11 protein-coding genes are annotated in these 14,987 nt (G+C 64.1%); 7 read left to right on the top strand and 4 right to left on the bottom strand.

From position 1 onward, the window contains the following. Window positions 1-139 precede the first annotated feature (139 nt). The 3 genes from ompR to H3221_RS03915 all read left to right on the top strand — a co-directional run bounded on the left by ompR (window position 140) and on the right by H3221_RS03915 (window position 6,135). Window positions 140-877 (top strand): osmolarity response regulator transcription factor OmpR, encoded by a 738-nt coding sequence (gene ompR, locus H3221_RS03925; protein ID WP_021487699.1) that lies wholly within the window; start codon window positions 140-142, stop codon window positions 875-877. Between the two features lie 76 nt (window positions 878-953). Continuing rightward, window positions 954-2,270 (top strand): ATP-binding protein, encoded by a 1,317-nt coding sequence (locus tag H3221_RS03920; RefSeq protein ID WP_160018951.1) that lies wholly within the window; start codon window positions 954-956, stop codon window positions 2,268-2,270. Between the two features lie 40 nt (window positions 2,271-2,310). Beyond that, complete coding sequence (locus H3221_RS03915; protein ID WP_224490470.1) at window positions 2,311-6,135, top strand: bifunctional diguanylate cyclase/phosphodiesterase; 3,825 nt, start codon at window positions 2,311-2,313, stop codon at window positions 6,133-6,135. Window positions 6,136-6,141: 6 nt separating this feature from the next. Here H3221_RS03915 and H3221_RS03910 read toward each other — a convergent pair whose 3' ends face one another. The 3 genes from H3221_RS03910 to rimB are packed head-to-tail and all read right to left on the bottom strand — an operon-like array spanning window position 6,142 to window position 8,407. Continuing rightward, complete coding sequence (locus H3221_RS03910; RefSeq protein WP_196475439.1) at window positions 6,142-7,038, bottom strand: S66 peptidase family protein; 897 nt, start codon at window positions 7,036-7,038, stop codon at window positions 6,142-6,144. Beyond that, window positions 7,035-7,940, bottom strand: a complete 906-nt coding sequence (rimK, locus tag H3221_RS03905) for a 30S ribosomal protein S6--L-glutamate ligase (protein ID WP_160018953.1) — start codon at window positions 7,938-7,940, stop codon at window positions 7,035-7,037. The genes H3221_RS03910 and rimK overlap by 4 nt, the downstream gene beginning before the upstream one ends. After that, the gene (gene rimB, locus H3221_RS03900) at window positions 7,937-8,407 is read right to left on the bottom strand and encodes a retropepsin-like aspartic endopeptidase RimB (RefSeq protein WP_450091407.1); all 471 of its coding nucleotides are present in this window, start codon (window positions 8,405-8,407) and stop codon (window positions 7,937-7,939) included. The genes rimK and rimB overlap by 4 nt, the downstream gene beginning before the upstream one ends. A gap of 113 nt (window positions 8,408-8,520) precedes the next feature. On the opposite strand from rimB, the gene H3221_RS03895 reads away from it, so the two are divergent. Next, a complete protein-coding gene (locus H3221_RS03895) occupies window positions 8,521-8,952 on the top strand; it encodes an RNA-binding S4 domain-containing protein (protein ID WP_192980389.1) in 432 nt (143 codons plus the stop codon). Between the two features lie 150 nt (window positions 8,953-9,102). Here H3221_RS03895 and H3221_RS03890 read toward each other — a convergent pair whose 3' ends face one another. Then, the gene (locus tag H3221_RS03890; RefSeq protein WP_196475440.1) at window positions 9,103-9,897 is read right to left on the bottom strand and encodes a phosphatase PAP2 family protein; all 795 of its coding nucleotides are present in this window, start codon (window positions 9,895-9,897) and stop codon (window positions 9,103-9,105) included. Between the two features lie 216 nt (window positions 9,898-10,113). On the opposite strand from H3221_RS03890, the gene hslO reads away from it, so the two are divergent. From hslO to H3221_RS03875, 3 genes are all read left to right on the top strand, one after another. Beyond that, window positions 10,114-11,001, top strand: coding sequence for an Hsp33 family molecular chaperone HslO (hslO, locus tag H3221_RS03885; protein ID WP_196475441.1), 888 nt, complete (start codon window positions 10,114-10,116; stop codon window positions 10,999-11,001). Between the two features lie 157 nt (window positions 11,002-11,158). Then, on the top strand, window positions 11,159-12,700 hold the full coding sequence (locus tag H3221_RS03880) for a phosphoenolpyruvate carboxykinase (RefSeq protein ID WP_196475442.1): 1,542 nt from the start codon (window positions 11,159-11,161) through the stop codon (window positions 12,698-12,700). A 275-nt stretch (window positions 12,701-12,975) separates the two neighbouring features. Then, window positions 12,976-14,904: a RecQ family ATP-dependent DNA helicase gene (locus tag H3221_RS03875; protein ID WP_196475443.1), complete on the top strand. Its 1,929-nt coding sequence runs from the start codon at window positions 12,976-12,978 to the stop codon at window positions 14,902-14,904. Window positions 14,905-14,987 lie beyond the last annotated feature (83 nt).

Raw genomic sequence — 14,987 nt, 5'->3', positions numbered from 1 at the left:
CGCATTATAAACACCGCATTCGCGAGAGCTGCGAACCGTTGGGGAAAAATCTGCTAACAATGGCTAAAGCGCCCAACCATGCGCCTGAGCGATAATGCCGCCACTTGCCGTCCTCAGTACGGCTGTCCAAGGAGACGCCATGACCCAGTCCGCTGCCCCTGTCGCCGAAGGCGAGAAGATTCTCATCGTCGATGACGACGCCCGTCTGCGCCGCTTGCTCGAGCGCTTCTTCGATGAGCAGGGCTACCGGGTTCGCGCAGTGGAAAACGTCGAACAGATGGATCGTCTGCTGGCGCGCGAGCTGTTCAATCTGGTGGTGCTGGATCTGATGTTGCCGGGCGAAGACGGTCTGTCTGCTTGCCGCCGCTTGCGTGAAGCCGGCAACCAGATGCCGATCATCATGCTCACGGCCAAGGGCGATGAGTCCAGTCGTATCCAGGGCCTGGAGCTGGGTGCTGACGACTACCTGGCCAAACCCTTCAACCCGCGCGAGTTGCTGGCGCGTATCAAGGCGGTGCTGCGCCGTCAGGCGCCGGTGGTGCCGGGTGCGCCGGGTAGCGAAGACGAGAGCGTCAGTTTCGGCGAATACGAATTGTCCCTGGCCACCCGCGAGCTGAAGAAGGGTGAGCAAGTGCACATGCTCACCACTGGCGAGTTCGCCGTGCTCAAGGCGCTGGTGCAACATGCGCGCGAACCGCTGACCCGCGACAAGCTGATGAACCTGGCCCGCGGCCGCGAGTGGGATGCGCTCGAGCGTTCCATCGATGTGCAGATCAGCCGCCTGCGTCGCCTGATCGAGCCGGACCCTTCCAAGCCGCGCTATATCCAGACTGTCTGGGGTGTGGGCTACGTGTTCGTGCCCGACGGCAACAAGTGACATGTAGGAGCGGGCGCTGCTCGCGAAAACGTTGTTTCGATTCGCGAGCTGTGCTCGCTCCTACGGTTCTGTATTGATGAAAGCCCCCTACTGGTTCCCGCAAAGCTTCTTCGCCCGCACCCTCTGGCTGGTGCTCGTGGTCGTATTGTTCTCCAAGGCACTGACGCTGGTGTACCTGATGATGAACGAGGATGTGCTGGTCGACCGCCAGTACAGCCACGGTGCGGCGCTGACCCTGCGGGCCTACTGGGCGGCCAATCCCGATGATCGCGACCATATCGCCCAGGCAGCGGGGCTCAAGCGCATCCCGCGCGACAAGGTACCGGCCAGTGAGCAGCACTGGCCCTACAGCGAAATCTTCCAGCGGCAGATGCAAACCGAGCTCGGCCCCGATACCGAGACCCGCGTGCGCGCGACCACGCCACCCGCGCTGTGGGTGCGGGCGCCGAGTCTCGGCGATGGCTGGGTGAGGGTGCCGATGTATCCGCACCCTCTGCGTGGTCAGCGTATCTGGAGCGTGCTCGGTTGGTTCCTGGGTATCGGCCTGCTGTCCACGGCCGCCGCCTGGATCTTCGTGCGCCAACTCAATGCGCCGCTCAAGCGCCTGGTCTATGCCGCTCGCCAGCTTGGCCAGGGGCGCAGTGTGCGCCTGCCGGTGGGCGATACGCCAAGCGAGATGACTGAGGTTTACCGCGCCTTCAACCAGATGGCCGAGGACGTCGAACAGGCCGGGCGCGAACGTGAACTGATGCTGGCCGGCGTCTCTCATGATCTGCGCACGCCGCTGACTCGTCTGCGCCTTGCCCTGGAGTTCATGGACCATGATTCCGAGCTGACCGAGGATATGGTGCGCGATATCGAAGACATGGACGCCATCCTCGATCAGTTCCTCGCCTTCATCCGCGACGGACGCGACGAGCCGGTGGAGGCGCTGGACTTCTCCGAACTGGTGCGCGAAACCCTGGCGCCCTACAACCAGAACGGCGAGCGCGTGCGCCTGTGCCTCGAGCCGATCCCGCCTTTCCCGCTACGCCGTGTCTCGACCAAGCGCCTGCTCACCAATCTGGTGGAGAACGCCCTCAATCATGGCGGTGGTGATGCTGTCGAGGTGGTCGCCAGCCTGGCCGGCGACCACAACGCGCCTTATGTGGTACTGAGTGTGCTGGACCGTGGCAACGGTATCGATCCGGCCGAGCTGGACAGCATCTTCAACCCCTTCATTCGCGGTGATCGGGCGCGTGGTGGGCGCGGCACAGGTCTTGGTCTGGCCATCGTCAAGCGCATCGCGGCCCTGCATGGTGGCAGCGTCGAGTTGCGCAATCGCAGTGGTGGCGGCCTCGAGGCACGGGTGCGCCTGCCGCTGGGACTGCTGTTGCCGCGCGACGCGGTGTAGCTGACGAACCGGCCGAGTTGACGGTCAGGGTGCTGGCAATATGCTGCCAAGCACTCTGGCGCTGGGCTATGCTGTGCCGGCGCATCAACTCGAGGCCTGCATGCCCGCCGCCTTTCCCAAACGCTTGCCCTACTGGATCTGGTGGCTGCCGCTGCCAATTTTCCATCTGGCAACCTGGATTTCCCTGGCGACCCGCCTGAATGACGGGGTGGCGTTGTGTTATCTGCCTCTGGTACTAGGCCTTGCCTTGTGCCTGTTGTGGGGGCCGCGCGTGCTGCCGGCGTTGTACCTCAATGCCTTGTTCAGCACGCCGCTCTGGGGCCTGCCCTGGCAGTGGGCGCCGCTCTATGCTCTGCCGGAAACCGCCGCCGTTGCTCTGGGCTGGTGGCTGTTGCGGCGTCAGCCTTTCGATCCCGCCCTGGGGCGTTTGAGCGATCTGCTGAGGTTCCTTGCCTTCGCCGTGTTGATACCGAGCGCGTTGGTGGCGCTCGGCTTGCAGAGCAACCTCTGGCTGACCGGTTTTCAGACCAGCGAGCAGTGGGCGCAGGACAGCCTGGCGATCTGGTTGAGCGACACCATCAACATGCTCGCCCTGACGGCGCCCTTGCTGGCGTACGGTACCCCGCTGCTGCGTGCACGCGGCTGGATAAGCGAGCCGCTGGCAGATAGCGCGCCGACGCTCAGCATCAGTCGTTCGCCAGGTGGTTGGCTGTTGGCGACTGGCATATTTCTGGTGCTGATGCTGCTCAGCGCCAGCCTGCCGGCTCAGCTCGCTCTGCCACTGCTTGGTCTGAGCATGCTGGTACTGGCGCTACGGCATGCCTTTGCCGGTGCTCTGTATGGTGTGCTGCTGGTGTACGCCGCCACCCTGCCGCTACCGCTGTTACGCGGCAGCCTGAGCTTCGGCGAGCTGGATCTGCAGCGTAGTCACTTGCACTTCGCAGTCTTGCTGCTGATGGGCGCTACCTTGCTGGTGGGACGTGCGCTCGGCGATCTGCGCCAGGCGCTGTCGCGCAGCGCGCAGATGCAGCAGCAATTGGCCCGCGCCAATCTGGCGATGGAGGCCAGCCCGCTGGGCGTGACCATCGCCGATGCGCGCCAGGCCGACATGCCATTGGTGTACTGCAATTTCGCATTCAGCCAGATAACCGGCTACAGCGCCGAGGAGGCGCTGGGGCGCAACTGTCGTTTCCTGCTCGGCCAGGATCGCGTCCAGCTCGAGCTGCAACCGTTGCGCCGTGCCCTGCGAGAGGGGCACAGCGGCCATGCGGTGGTGCGCAATTATCGCAAGGACGGCAAGCCGTTCTGGAACGAGGTGGTGCTGGCACCGATGCGCGACGAGCAGGGCATCAGCCATTTCGTCGGGCTGCAGCACGATGTCACCGAGCGTGTCGAGCTGGCGGCCAAGGTCGAGCTACAGCGCTCGCAATTACTGCGTCAGAGCCATCTGTTCAGCCAGACCGAAGACATCGCCAACCTGGGCGGCTGGGTGCTGGAGATCAGCGACTACGGCATGTTCTGGAGCGATGGCTGCTACCGCATCGTCGACCGCGACATCCAGCTGGGGCCACCCGACCTGCAGCAGGTGCTGGACTATTACGACACGCCGAGTCAGACGCTGATCATGCAGACCCTGCAGGCAGCCTTGAGCGGGAGGGATGATCTGGATATCGAGGTGCGCCTGGCAGCGCGCCTGGGGGGACGCCTGGTGCGCCTGCGCGGCATGGCCGAGCGCGATATCGACGGCAGCCTGGTGCGCATCTACGGCGTGGTGCAGGACATCAGCGAGCGCAAGCGCACCGAGTCACAGCTTCGCGAGCGAGACGAACGTCTGCGCCTGTTCTTCGAGGCGCCGCTGATCGGTATGGCGTTGACTACCCGGAGCTTTGGCTGGGAAGAGGTCAACCAGAAGCTGTGCAGCATCCTCGGTCGTAGCCGCGACGAAGTGCTCGCCAGCAGTTGGCAGCAGTTGTCGCACCCGGACGATCTGCCAGCCGAGCAGGCTCATGTGGAGCAGGTGCTGCTGGGCAGCAGCGATGGCTTCGAGATGGACAAGCGCTTTCTGCGTGCCGATGGCTTGGTGGTCTTCACCCGTGTCAGCCTGCGCGCCGTGCGCGGTGGTGGTGGCCGGCAGACGCTGTTCCTGCTGCTGGTCGAGGACATCAGTGCCCGGCATGAGGCCGAGGCGCGCTACCGAACGCTGGTCGAGCACGCGCCCGAGGCAATCTTGCTGTTCGATCCGGAGGGCGGCATCGTCGAGTGCAATGAGAACGCCCTGCGCCTGTTCCGCTATCGCCGCGATGAGCTGCTCGGCAAGTCGATTCAGAGTATCAGCCCGCTGCGTCAGGCCGATGGTCGGCTGTCTTCTCGCGCTGGCAAGGCCTTCCTGCGCCGCGCCATTGCCGGTGAAGCGCCGGTGTTCGAATGGAGCCATCGCGACAGCGCCGGTCGCCAGTTGCCCTGCGAGGTGCGCCTGGTGCGCATGCCGGGGGAGAGCCTGCTGATTCGCGCCAGCGTCACCGACATCTCCGAGCGCCAACGCTACCAGCGTGAGATCGAGCGCCTGGCCTACAGCGATGAACTCACCGGCCTGCCCAATCGCCGCCTGCTGCTTGATCGCCTGCAGCACGCCATGGATCGCGAGAGTCGTGAGGGCAGCCTGGGCGCGTTGCTGTTCATCGATCTGGATCACTTCAAGACGGTCAACGACAGCCTGGGTCATCTGGTTGGCGACGCCCTGCTGGTCGAAGTGACCACACGCCTGGCCCGTGAGCTGCGCACTGAAGACACCCTGGCGCGTCTCGGCGGTGACGAGTTCGTGGTGCTGCTCGAAGCGCTGGACCATGAGCCGCAAGCGGTTGCCGAGCAGGCCGCAGCAGTGGGCGAGAAACTGCTGCGCGGCCTGCATGGCAGTTGCCTGATCGACGGCCATGAGCTGGCGATCAGCGCCAGTATCGGCATCGCCCTGCACCCGCTGGGCCTGCAGCAGGCCTCGGACATTCTCAAACAGGCCGATACCGCCATGTACCGAGCCAAGCATGCCGGGCGTAACGCCCTGCATTTCTTCGCTCCGGAGATGCAGGTTGCCATCGACCAACGCCTGCAGTTGCAGAGCGAGTTGCGCCAGGCCGTCTCGCGTCAGCAACTGCAACTGGTGTTCCAGCCGCAGCTGATGCTGACTGACAACAGCGTGGCGGGCGCCGAGGTGCTGCTGCGCTGGATGCACCCCGAGCGCGGTGAGATCGGGCCGGATCAGTTCATTCCCCTGGCCGAGGAAACCGGGCTGATCCAGGACATCGGTCAGTGGGTGCTGGAGCAGGCCTGTGCGGCCCTGGCACGCTGGCAGGCGCAATGGCCACAACTGGTGCTGGCGGTCAATCTCAGCCCGCGTGAGTTGCGTCAGGCGGACTGCGTGGAGCGTGTCGAGCAGTGCCTTCGCCAGCACGCCGTTCATGCCCATTCCCTGGAGTTGGAAATCACCGAGGGCGTGCTGCTCGAAGATGTCGAGCGCTGCATCGGCAATATGCAGCAGCTCAAGGCGCAGGGCGTGCGCTTCGCCATCGACGACTTCGGTACCGGCTACTCGTCGCTGACCTATCTCAAGCGTCTGCCGCTGGATCGGCTGAAGATCGACCGCAGCTTCGTCGCTGATCTCGACGGTGAAGCGAGTGGGCGCATGCTGGTGCAGACCATCCTGATGATCGCGCGCAACCTGGGCCTGGAGTGTGTGGCCGAAGGCATCGAACACGACAGCCAGCTGGCGCTGCTGCGTGAGCAGGGTTGTGCCTTGGGCCAAGGCTACCTGTTCGGCCGGCCGATGACCGAAGCGGAGTTCCTCGCCTGGATGCAGGCGCGTCAGCGCTGAATCGGGTTACCAGCTCAGGCCGCCGCTGCCCAGGCGCGCCCGCTGTCCATAGGGCCAGGGATAGTTGCTGTCGCCATGGCCGCTGGGCAGTTCGCTGTACAGCGCGATGCCCAGCGGCACGAGGTAGTCACCGATGATCTGTTCCAGGCTGTGGTGCACGCCGCGCCGTGGACAGTCGGTGAAACTGCCCAGGCACACCGCGCGCGGGCGCTTGCCGGCGAAGCTGTGCAGCAGTTGCCAGAGACTGCGCTCAAGCCGGTAGTAGGGCTCGCCGACGTCTTCCAGAATCAGGATCGAATCTTCCGCCAGGCGCAGCTCGGCATGGGTGCCGCACACGCTGGCCAGGGCCGTCAGGTTGCCGCCTTGCAAGGTGCCCTCGATGACATGCTGCGGGCCGCTGATATGGTGCAGCGGCAGCTGCTGGTGCTGGCCCTTGAGCAAGCTCCATAGCGCCTGCATCGAGGCCAGGCGTTCACGCTGGCCGCCGGGCGCTGACAGAGCCAGATGGCCGAGCGCGGTGGCCACCGGCCCGTGAATGGCTGGCAGACCATGCCGTGCGAAGGCCTCGAGCAGAATCGACAGATCGGAGAAGCCGATCAGCGGGCGCGGGCTGGCCTGGCGCAGCCGCGCCCAGTCGATATCCGCCACCAGTTGTGCGCAGCCGTAGCCACCGCGCAGGCACCAGACGGCGCTGATGTCCGGCAGGGCGAAGGCCTGGTGCAGGTCTTCCAGGCGTTGCTCCGGCGTACCGGCCAGGTAGCGATGGCGGGCGCGCACGTGCTGGCCCAGGTGGTAGCCGATGCCCAGTACATCGAGTTGCGCCAGGGTTGCCTCGAGCACGTCTTCGGCGATGGCAGAGGCCGGCGCGATCAGCGCCAGGCGACCGTCGAACACTGGGCTCATCCGCGGCCCTTGGTGCGGGTCTGGCCAGGTTCGGCGTTCTTCTCCAGGTACTGGATGATCATGCCGGCGACGTCCTTGCCGGTGGTGGTTTCGATGCCTTCCAGGCCGGGCGAGGAGTTCACCTCCATCACCAGCGGGCCGTGGTTGGAGCGCAGGATGTCAACCCCGGCGACGTTCAGGCCCATCACGCGGGCCGCGCGTACGGCGGTCATACGCTCTTCCGGGGTGATCTTGATCAGGCTGGCGCTGCCGCCACGATGCAGGTTGGAACGGAACTCGCCGGACTTGGCCTGGCGCTTCATCGCCGCGATCACCTTGTCACCGACCACGAAGCAGCGAATGTCGGCGCCGCCGGCTTCCTGGATGTATTCCTGAACCATGATGTCTTGCTTGAGGCCGAGGAAGGCCTCGATCACCGACTCCGCCGCCTTGTGCGTTTCGGCCAGTACCACGCCGATGCCCTGAGTGCCTTCCAGTACCTTGATCACCAGCGGCGCGCCACCGACCATCTGGATCAGGTCGGGAATGTCGTCGGGGGAGTGGGCGAAGCCGGTCACCGGCAGGCCGATGCCCTTGCGCGACAACAGTTGCAGGGCGCGCAGCTTATCGCGCGAGCGGCTGATGGCCACCGACTCGTTGAGCGGGTAGACGCCCATCATCTCGAACTGGCGCAACACCGCGCAGCCATAGAACGTCACCGAGGCACCGATGCGCGGAATCACCGCATCGAAGCCCTCAAGTGCCTGGCCGCGATAATGGATCTGCGGTTTGTGGCTGGCGATGTTCATGTAGGCGCGCAGGGTGTCGATCACCTGCATCTCATGGCCCTGCTGCTGACCGGCCTCCACCAGACGGCGAGTGGAATACAGACGCGGGTTGCGCGACAGCACGGCGATCTTCATTGGGCACCTGGGAGGGACGAGGAGAGTGAGGGTTTGTCCTGCACATAGCTGAGTGCCGGATTGACTACCAGTTGGCCGGTGATCAGCGCCTTGGAACCGAGCAGTACGCGATAACGCATGGTCTTGCGGCAGGCCAGGGTGAACTCGACCGGCCACAGGCGATCACCAAGGGCCAGATGCGTGCGGATCACGTAGCGGCTCTGCGCCTGGCCATTGGAGCTCTTGATGCGTTTCACCGAGACCATCTGCGCCTCGCAGCGATGGCGGCGTTGCACCTGGGTACCGAGGTAGGCGGTAAAACGCACCCAGTCCTCGCCGTCCTTATGGAACGGCTGGATATCGCTGGCGTGCAGGCTCGAGGTGCTGGCGCCGGTGTCGATCTTGGCGCGCAAACCGATGATGCCGAGCTCGGGCAGATTGATCCACTCACGCAGGCCGATCACGCTGAGCTGGTCGAAAGTCTTCAAGGTGAGAGTGTCCCCTGCGGCTTACAAGGCCTATGATTTCGCGCATTCTAGTTGTGTCGTGTGACAACTGCATCTGCCGTGCGTGCGAATACCAGAACCCTTCAGAGAGTGAGATGAGCGAAAAAGACGACGACAAGATCCGCCTGGACAAATGGCTGTGGGCGGCACGCTTCTTCAAGACGCGCGCCCTGTGCAAGGCCGCTATAGAGGGTGGCAAGGTTCATCATCGTGGCGAGCGCTGCAAGCCGGGCAAGGAACCGAAGATTGGCGACGAATACGTGCTGCGCACCGGCTTCGACGAACGCACCGTGGTCGTGCTGGCATTATCCAGCGTCCGCCGTGGCGCGCCCGAGGCGCAACTGCTGTATCGCGAAACGGAAGAAAGTATTGCTCGCCGCGAGCAAGCTGCGGCGATGCGTAAGGCTGGCGCCGTGGGGATGCAGACCGACGGCCGGCCGAGCAAGAAGCAGCGGCGGCAGATCCATCAGTTCAATGAACAGCAGGAAGGTGGCCTGCGCCACCCCTGGGCGGATGAGGACGAATAGCGTTACCTCGCCGCAGGCTGTGCTGTGCGCACCGAAACTTCGCCGACCGGTGTTGGTGCGCACGGCGCACCCTACGGTTGGCGGCTGTAGCCCGGATGAAATCCGGGAAATCACACCGAACATTCCCGGATAGCATCCGGGCGACCTCGTTCAGCGTCCGCTGACGATGCTCAGGCGGCCCAGCAGTGGCACCTTGGCCAGGCGCGAGGTGATTGGCAGGGTGATCTTCTCCAGCCATTCGCTGGCGTGATGGCCGAGTGGGGTGTAGCAACCCCAGGCCAGAGCCAGCAGGCTGAGGAACACGCCGCCGACGAAGGCATCCGCCCCCCAGTGGGCGCCGGCCACCAGACGCGGCAGTATGCCGATCAGGGCAATTGCCCAGACCAGCAGCAGGCGCCAGCCACGAGCGAAGAAACTCATGAAGTAGGCCCAGATCAGCAGCACCGAGGCGTGATCACCGGGAAAGCTGCGACTGGCGCTGTCCTTGAGGTTCCAGCGCTCTTCCCAGGCGGGGAACATTTCGGTCAGGCGGGCGCTGCCTTCTACCACTAGCGAAGGACTGGCGTGCTGCCAGCCCATGTGCTCGACCAGATCGGAAAACAGCACACGCATCAGCAGCATCACCGTCAGGGCGACCAGAAAGGCGAACAGGGCCCGGCGTACCTGAGGCCCGGTGAATACCAGATCGGCCTTGAGCATGACCGCCAGCATCACCACGCCGACGCCCAAGTCCACCGGGCGCATGCTGCCGATTGCCCAGATCTTGGCCCACAGGCCGGCGGCGTGTACAGGCTCGTTGAGCAGCTTGAACAGCCACAGATCGAAGGCGTCCCACAACTCGCGTGTGGGCTCCCACAGCCAACTGACGAGCAGCGCGATGGCCACGACATGGCAGACCAGCATGGCGCGTGGGTGCCAGTGGCGATTGATGAACGTGCTCGACATGGGAATTCCCTTTGCAGTTTTATGACAGGCCAACTCCAGGCGCGCGGATGATAGGCAGTGCGCGCGGCAGTGCAAGGGCCGCCGAGCGCTCGTTCAGTCGAGGTTCAGGGCCTGGCTTGTGCTGTGTGAGCAGGCGCACATGACGGTCGGGCCTTGGTTGTGATGGCGTTTGTGCATAAAATCGCCAGCCTTTTTACAGACTCTGGGCTAGCCGCCATGAACGACTTCAGTCAACGTTTTCTCTTCGACGACACCGACGTGCGGGGCGAAATGGTCGCGTTGCGCGAAAGTTACGCCCATGTGCTGGCCAAGCACGCCTACCCGCAGCCAGTGGCGCAACTGCTCGGCGAGATGATGGCCGCCGCGGCCCTGCTGGTTGGCACCCTCAAGTTCGATGGTCTGCTGGTACTGCAGGCTCGCTCCGAAGGCCCGCTGTCGCTGTTGATGGTGGAATGCTCCAGCGCGCGTGAACTGCGTGGTATCGCCCGCTATGAAGCCGAGCAGATCGGCGCCGATGCCGACCTGCAAAGTCTGATGCCCACTGGCGTGCTGGCGATCACCATCGATCCGGCTCGGGGCCAGCGCTACCAGGGTATCGTCGACCTGGATGGCGTCGACCTGGCCGAGTGTCTGTCCAACTACTTCGCCAGCTCCGAGCAACTGCCGACGCGCTTCTGGCTCAAGGCCGACGGCCAGCGTGCTCGCGGTCTGCTGTTGCAACAGCTGCCGGCGCACCACCAGATAGAGGCCGAGGCACGCGCCGAGAGCTGGAACCATGTGCTGACTCTGGCCGACACCCTGACCGCTGAAGAGCTGCTTGGTCTGGACAATCAGACCCTGCTGCATCGCCTTTATCATGAAGAGAATGTGCGTCTGTTCGACGAGCAGCCGCTGCAGTTTCGCTGCAGCTGCTCGCGTGAGCGTTCTGCCAGCGCCCTGGCCAGCCTTGGCCAGGCTGACGCTGAACTGCTGCTGGCCGAGCAGGGTGGCAGCGTGGTGATCGATTGCCAGTTCTGCAACGAGCGTTATGCATTCGACGCTGCCGATATCGCCCAGCTGTTCGCCGGCGCTGGCAGCGAGGCACCGTCGCATACACGACATTGATGAACTTTTCTGAACGATAGCCGTTCTCTATCAGATCGGAGGATGCCAAGCAGTTCGCTTTTCTGGCATACTCCCGCGACTTTTTTACCGTGTAGTGCAGTTGCCCCTGCACTACACAACGTTCGGAAGACTCGGCCAGTGGCCGACGGGGACCCTCATGACGCAAGCCAACAACGCCGTGTACACCGACATCAGCGCCGCGCAACTGGTCGAAGAAGCCATTCGCCGTGGTGAAGGGGAACTGGCCGCCAATGGCGCGCTGGTCGTACGTACTGGTCATCGCACTGGCCGCTCGCCGGCTGATCGCTTCATCGTTCAGGAGCCGAGCACCGAGGCGCAGATCGCCTGGGGTGCCATCAACCGTCCGTTCCCGGCCGACAAGTTCGACGCCCTGTGGGATCGCGTCGCCGCGTTCAACGACGCGCAGGAGCACTTCGTCTCCCACGTTCACGTCGGTTCTGCCGAAGAGCATTACCTGCCGGTCAAGATGACCACCGCGACCGCCTGGCAGAACCTGTTCGGCCGTCAGCTGTTCATCAACCCGAGCACTTACAACCAGGCTGGCAAGGCCGAGTGGCAGATCCTCAACGTCGCCAACTTCGAGTGCGTGCCTGAGCGTGACGGCACCAACTCCGACGGCTGTGTGATCATCAATTTTGCCGCCAAGAAAGTACTGATCGCCGGCATGCGCTACGCCGGTGAAATGAAGAAAGCCATGTTCTCCGTGCAGAACTTCCTGCTGCCGGAAAAAGACGTGCTGCCGATGCACTGCGCCGCCAACATCGGCGAAGAAGGCGATGTCACCCTGTTCTTCGGCCTGTCCGGTACCGGCAAGACCACCCTGTCCGCCGACGAGTCGCGTTACCTGATCGGTGACGACGAGCACGGCTGGGGCGAAGGTGTGGTGTTCAACGTCGAAGGTGGTTGCTACGCCAAGTGCATCGACCTGTCCGAGAAGAACGAGCCGGTGATCTGGAAAGCCATCCAGTTCGGTACCGTTCTGGAAAACGTCGTGCTCGACGAGCAGCGTGTTCCCGATTACGCCGATGACAGCCTGACCCAGAACAGCCGCGCCGCCTACCCGCTGGAGTACGTCGAGAAGCGCAGCGAGAAGAACCTGGGCGGCGAGCCGAACGCCGTGATTTTCCTGACCTGCGACCTGACCGGTGTATTGCCGCCGGTGTCGATCCTCAACAATGAGCAGGCGGCCTACCACTTCCTGTCCGGCTACACCGCGCTGGTCGGCTCCACTGAAATGGGTTCGGGCGGCGGCATCAAGTCGACCTTCTCCACCTGCTTCGGTGCACCGTTCTTCCCGCGTCCGGCCGGCGTTTACGCCGAGCTGCTGATCAAGCGCATCAATGCCTTCGGCTCCAAGGTCTACCTGGTCAATACCGGCTGGACCGGTGGCGGCTACGGCGTCGGCAAGCGTTTCAACATCCCCACCACCCGTGGTGTGATCGCCGCCATCCAGAGCGGCGCTCTGATCGGTGCCGAGACCGAGCACCTGCCGATCATCAACCTGGATGTGCCCAAGTCGGTTCCGGGCGTCGAGACCAACCTGCTCAACCCGCGCAACACCTGGGCTGACAAGAATGCCTACGACGAAGCCGCCAAGGGCCTGGCCAAGCTGTTCATCGACAACTTCCAGAAGTTCGATGTCAGCGACGCCATCAAGAACGCCGGTCCGCAGCTGTAAGCTGAGCTGCGCTCTCTGACAAAGCCGCCTGCGGGCGGCTTTGTCATTTATGAAGGCCAAGTGCGCCGTAGGGCGGGTGAAACCCGCCATGGCCAGACTGGCGGTTTGCACCCGCCCTGCGAGACTTCCCGGATTTCATCCGGACTACATACTTTGTCATTTCCAGGGTAGGGTGCGCCGTGCGCACCGGCTGGCAATACGGTGGTGCGCATGGCGCACCCTACCGAACCGCGTTATGGTCATGGGCCATTCGGCGGTCAATGGAGTGACAGCGCATGTCCACCCTCAAACGTGTCTTCGGTTTCGATCACCTGCGTCCCGGTCAGGAAGCGGTGATCAGCGCCGTGCTCGCCGGTCGTTCGGCGGCGGCGATCTTCCCCACCGGCTCCGGCAAGTCCCTGTGCTACCAGTTGCCGGCCCTGCACCTGCCACACCTGACAGTGGTCATTTCGCCGCTGCTGGCGCTGATGCAGGACCAACTGGCCTTCCTGCATGCCCATGGCATTGCGGCGGCGAGCATCGATTCGGCGCAGAGCCGCGAGCAGGCCGCCGAGGTGATGAATCGCGCGCGCAGCGGGGAGCTGAAGATCCTGATGATCTCGGTGGAGCGCCTGAAGAACGAGCGCTTTCGCCATTTCATCGCTCAGGTGCCGATTTCCCTGTTGGTGGTCGACGAGGCGCACTGCATTTCCGAGTGGGGCCACAACTTTCGCCCGGACTACCTCAAACTGCCCGACTACCAGCGTCAGTTCGGCATCGGTCAGGTGCTGCTGCTCACTGCCACGGCGACGCCCAAGGTGATTGCCGACATGCGCGAAAAATTCGCCATTGCCGAAGCAGACGTGGTCACCACTGGCTTCTATCGGCCCAACCTCAATCTGCTGGTCGAGCCGGTGCCTGGCGGCGCCAAGGCGCAGCGCCTGCAGCAATGGCTGGCGCCGCGCCGCGGCCAGGCGAGCATCGTCTACGTCACCCAGCAGAAGACCTCCGAGCAGGTCGCCGAGCGCCTGGCGCGAGACGGTCTGGCGGTCAGCGCCTACCACGCCGGCATGGCGCATGAGGCATGCGAGTCGATCCAGCGGCGCTTCATGGCCGGCGAGCTGGAGTGCATCGTCGCCACCATCGCCTTCGGCATGGGCATCGACAAGCGCGACATTCGCAACGTGGTGCACTTCGACCTACCCAAGTCGGTGGAAAACTACAGCCAGGAGATCGGTCGCGCCGGCCGTGACGGCCAGGCTTCGGACTGCCTGGTGCTGGCCAGCCGCGATGGGCTCAGCGTGCTGGAGAACTTCGTCTATGGCGATACCCCGGAGCTCGAAGGGATTCGTGCCGTGCTCGACGATCTGCGTGCGGTCGGCACGGGCGGGCAATGGGAGCTGATGCTCGGGCAACTGTCGGAGCTGAGCAATATCCGCGCGCTGCCGCTCAAGACCCTGCTGGTGCAGCTTGAACTGCGCGGCATCATCGCGCCGCGCTACGCCTACTTCGCCGAATACCGCTTCAAGCTGTTGCTGGACGACGCGGCGTTGCTGGCGCAGTTCGAGGGCGAGCGGCGTCAGTTCGTCGAGGCCATCCTGGCCAGCTCGCGCCGCGCGCGGACCTGGAGCACCCTGGATTTCGATGTGCTGTATCGCGACCATGGCGCCGAGCGCGCGCGGGTGGTCAAGGCGCTGGATTACTTCCAGGAGAAGGGCTGGCTGGAGCTGGAAAGCAAGCAGATGACCGAGGTCTACGCCGTGATCGATGGCGGCTTCGAGGTCGAAGCCCTGGCCAATGATCTGCACGCGCACTTCCGCGCCCATGAAGCCAGCGAGATCGCCCGTATCCAGGCCATGCTCGCGCTGTTCGAGAGCCGCGAATGCCTGAGTCGGCGCCTGGCGCTGTATTTCGGCGATGAGCAGGCGCCCGAGCGCTGTGGGCACTGTTCGGTGTGTCGGAGACAGGTCGCCACTTTGCCACAACCGCCCGAATTGCCCTCTCTGCAAGGCCGCGATGCACAGGCGCTGTGCGCCGCCTTCGTCGAGAAGCACCAGCAGCACGCGGGCCACAGGCCGAGCCGCGAGTGCCTGACGCGCTTTCTCTGCGGCGTGCCCACGCCGCTGTTCACCAAGCTCAAGGCACGCCAGCTGGCCGGTTTCGCTGCGCTGGAGGAGTACCCCTACGCCGAGGTGCGCGGTTGGTTGGCGGCGTCGTTCGCGTAGGGGTGCCTAGGCGTGCGCATCAGGGATTGCGCGCAAGGCATTGGTGCGCACGGTTCTCGCCAGTTGTGTAGGGTGCGCCGCGC

The sequence above is a fragment of the Pseudomonas chaetocerotis genome, assembly GCF_015712105.2.
GTDB classification, from domain to species: domain Bacteria; phylum Pseudomonadota; class Gammaproteobacteria; order Pseudomonadales; family Pseudomonadaceae; genus Aquipseudomonas; species Aquipseudomonas chaetocerotis.
Note: the sequence above shows the minus strand (reverse complement) of the source record. Positions and strands in the feature narration are given on the sequence as shown.

Bases quoted from the DNA above. Each gene is read 5' to 3' on its own strand.
- H3221_RS03890 (WP_196475440.1), bottom strand. From the start codon at position 9,897: ATGTCGAGCACGTTCATCAATCGCCACTGGCACCCACGCGCCATGCTG.
- H3221_RS03915 (WP_224490470.1), top strand. From the start codon at position 2,311: ATGCTGCCAAGCACTCTGGCGCTGGGCTATGCTGTGCCGGCGCATCAA.
- H3221_RS03880 (WP_196475442.1), top strand. From the start codon at position 11,159: ATGACGCAAGCCAACAACGCCGTGTACACCGACATCAGCGCCGCGCAA.
- rimK (WP_160018953.1), bottom strand. From the start codon at position 7,940: ATGAAGATCGCCGTGCTGTCGCGCAACCCGCGTCTGTATTCCACTCGC.
- H3221_RS03910 (WP_196475439.1), bottom strand. From the start codon at position 7,038: ATGAGCCCAGTGTTCGACGGTCGCCTGGCGCTGATCGCGCCGGCCTCT.
- H3221_RS03895 (WP_192980389.1), top strand. From the start codon at position 8,521: ATGAGCGAAAAAGACGACGACAAGATCCGCCTGGACAAATGGCTGTGG.
- H3221_RS03920 (WP_160018951.1), top strand. From the start codon at position 954: ATGAAAGCCCCCTACTGGTTCCCGCAAAGCTTCTTCGCCCGCACCCTC.
- H3221_RS03875 (WP_196475443.1), top strand. From the start codon at position 12,976: ATGTCCACCCTCAAACGTGTCTTCGGTTTCGATCACCTGCGTCCCGGT.
- hslO (WP_196475441.1), top strand. From the start codon at position 10,114: ATGAACGACTTCAGTCAACGTTTTCTCTTCGACGACACCGACGTGCGG.
- ompR (WP_021487699.1), top strand. From the start codon at position 140: ATGACCCAGTCCGCTGCCCCTGTCGCCGAAGGCGAGAAGATTCTCATC.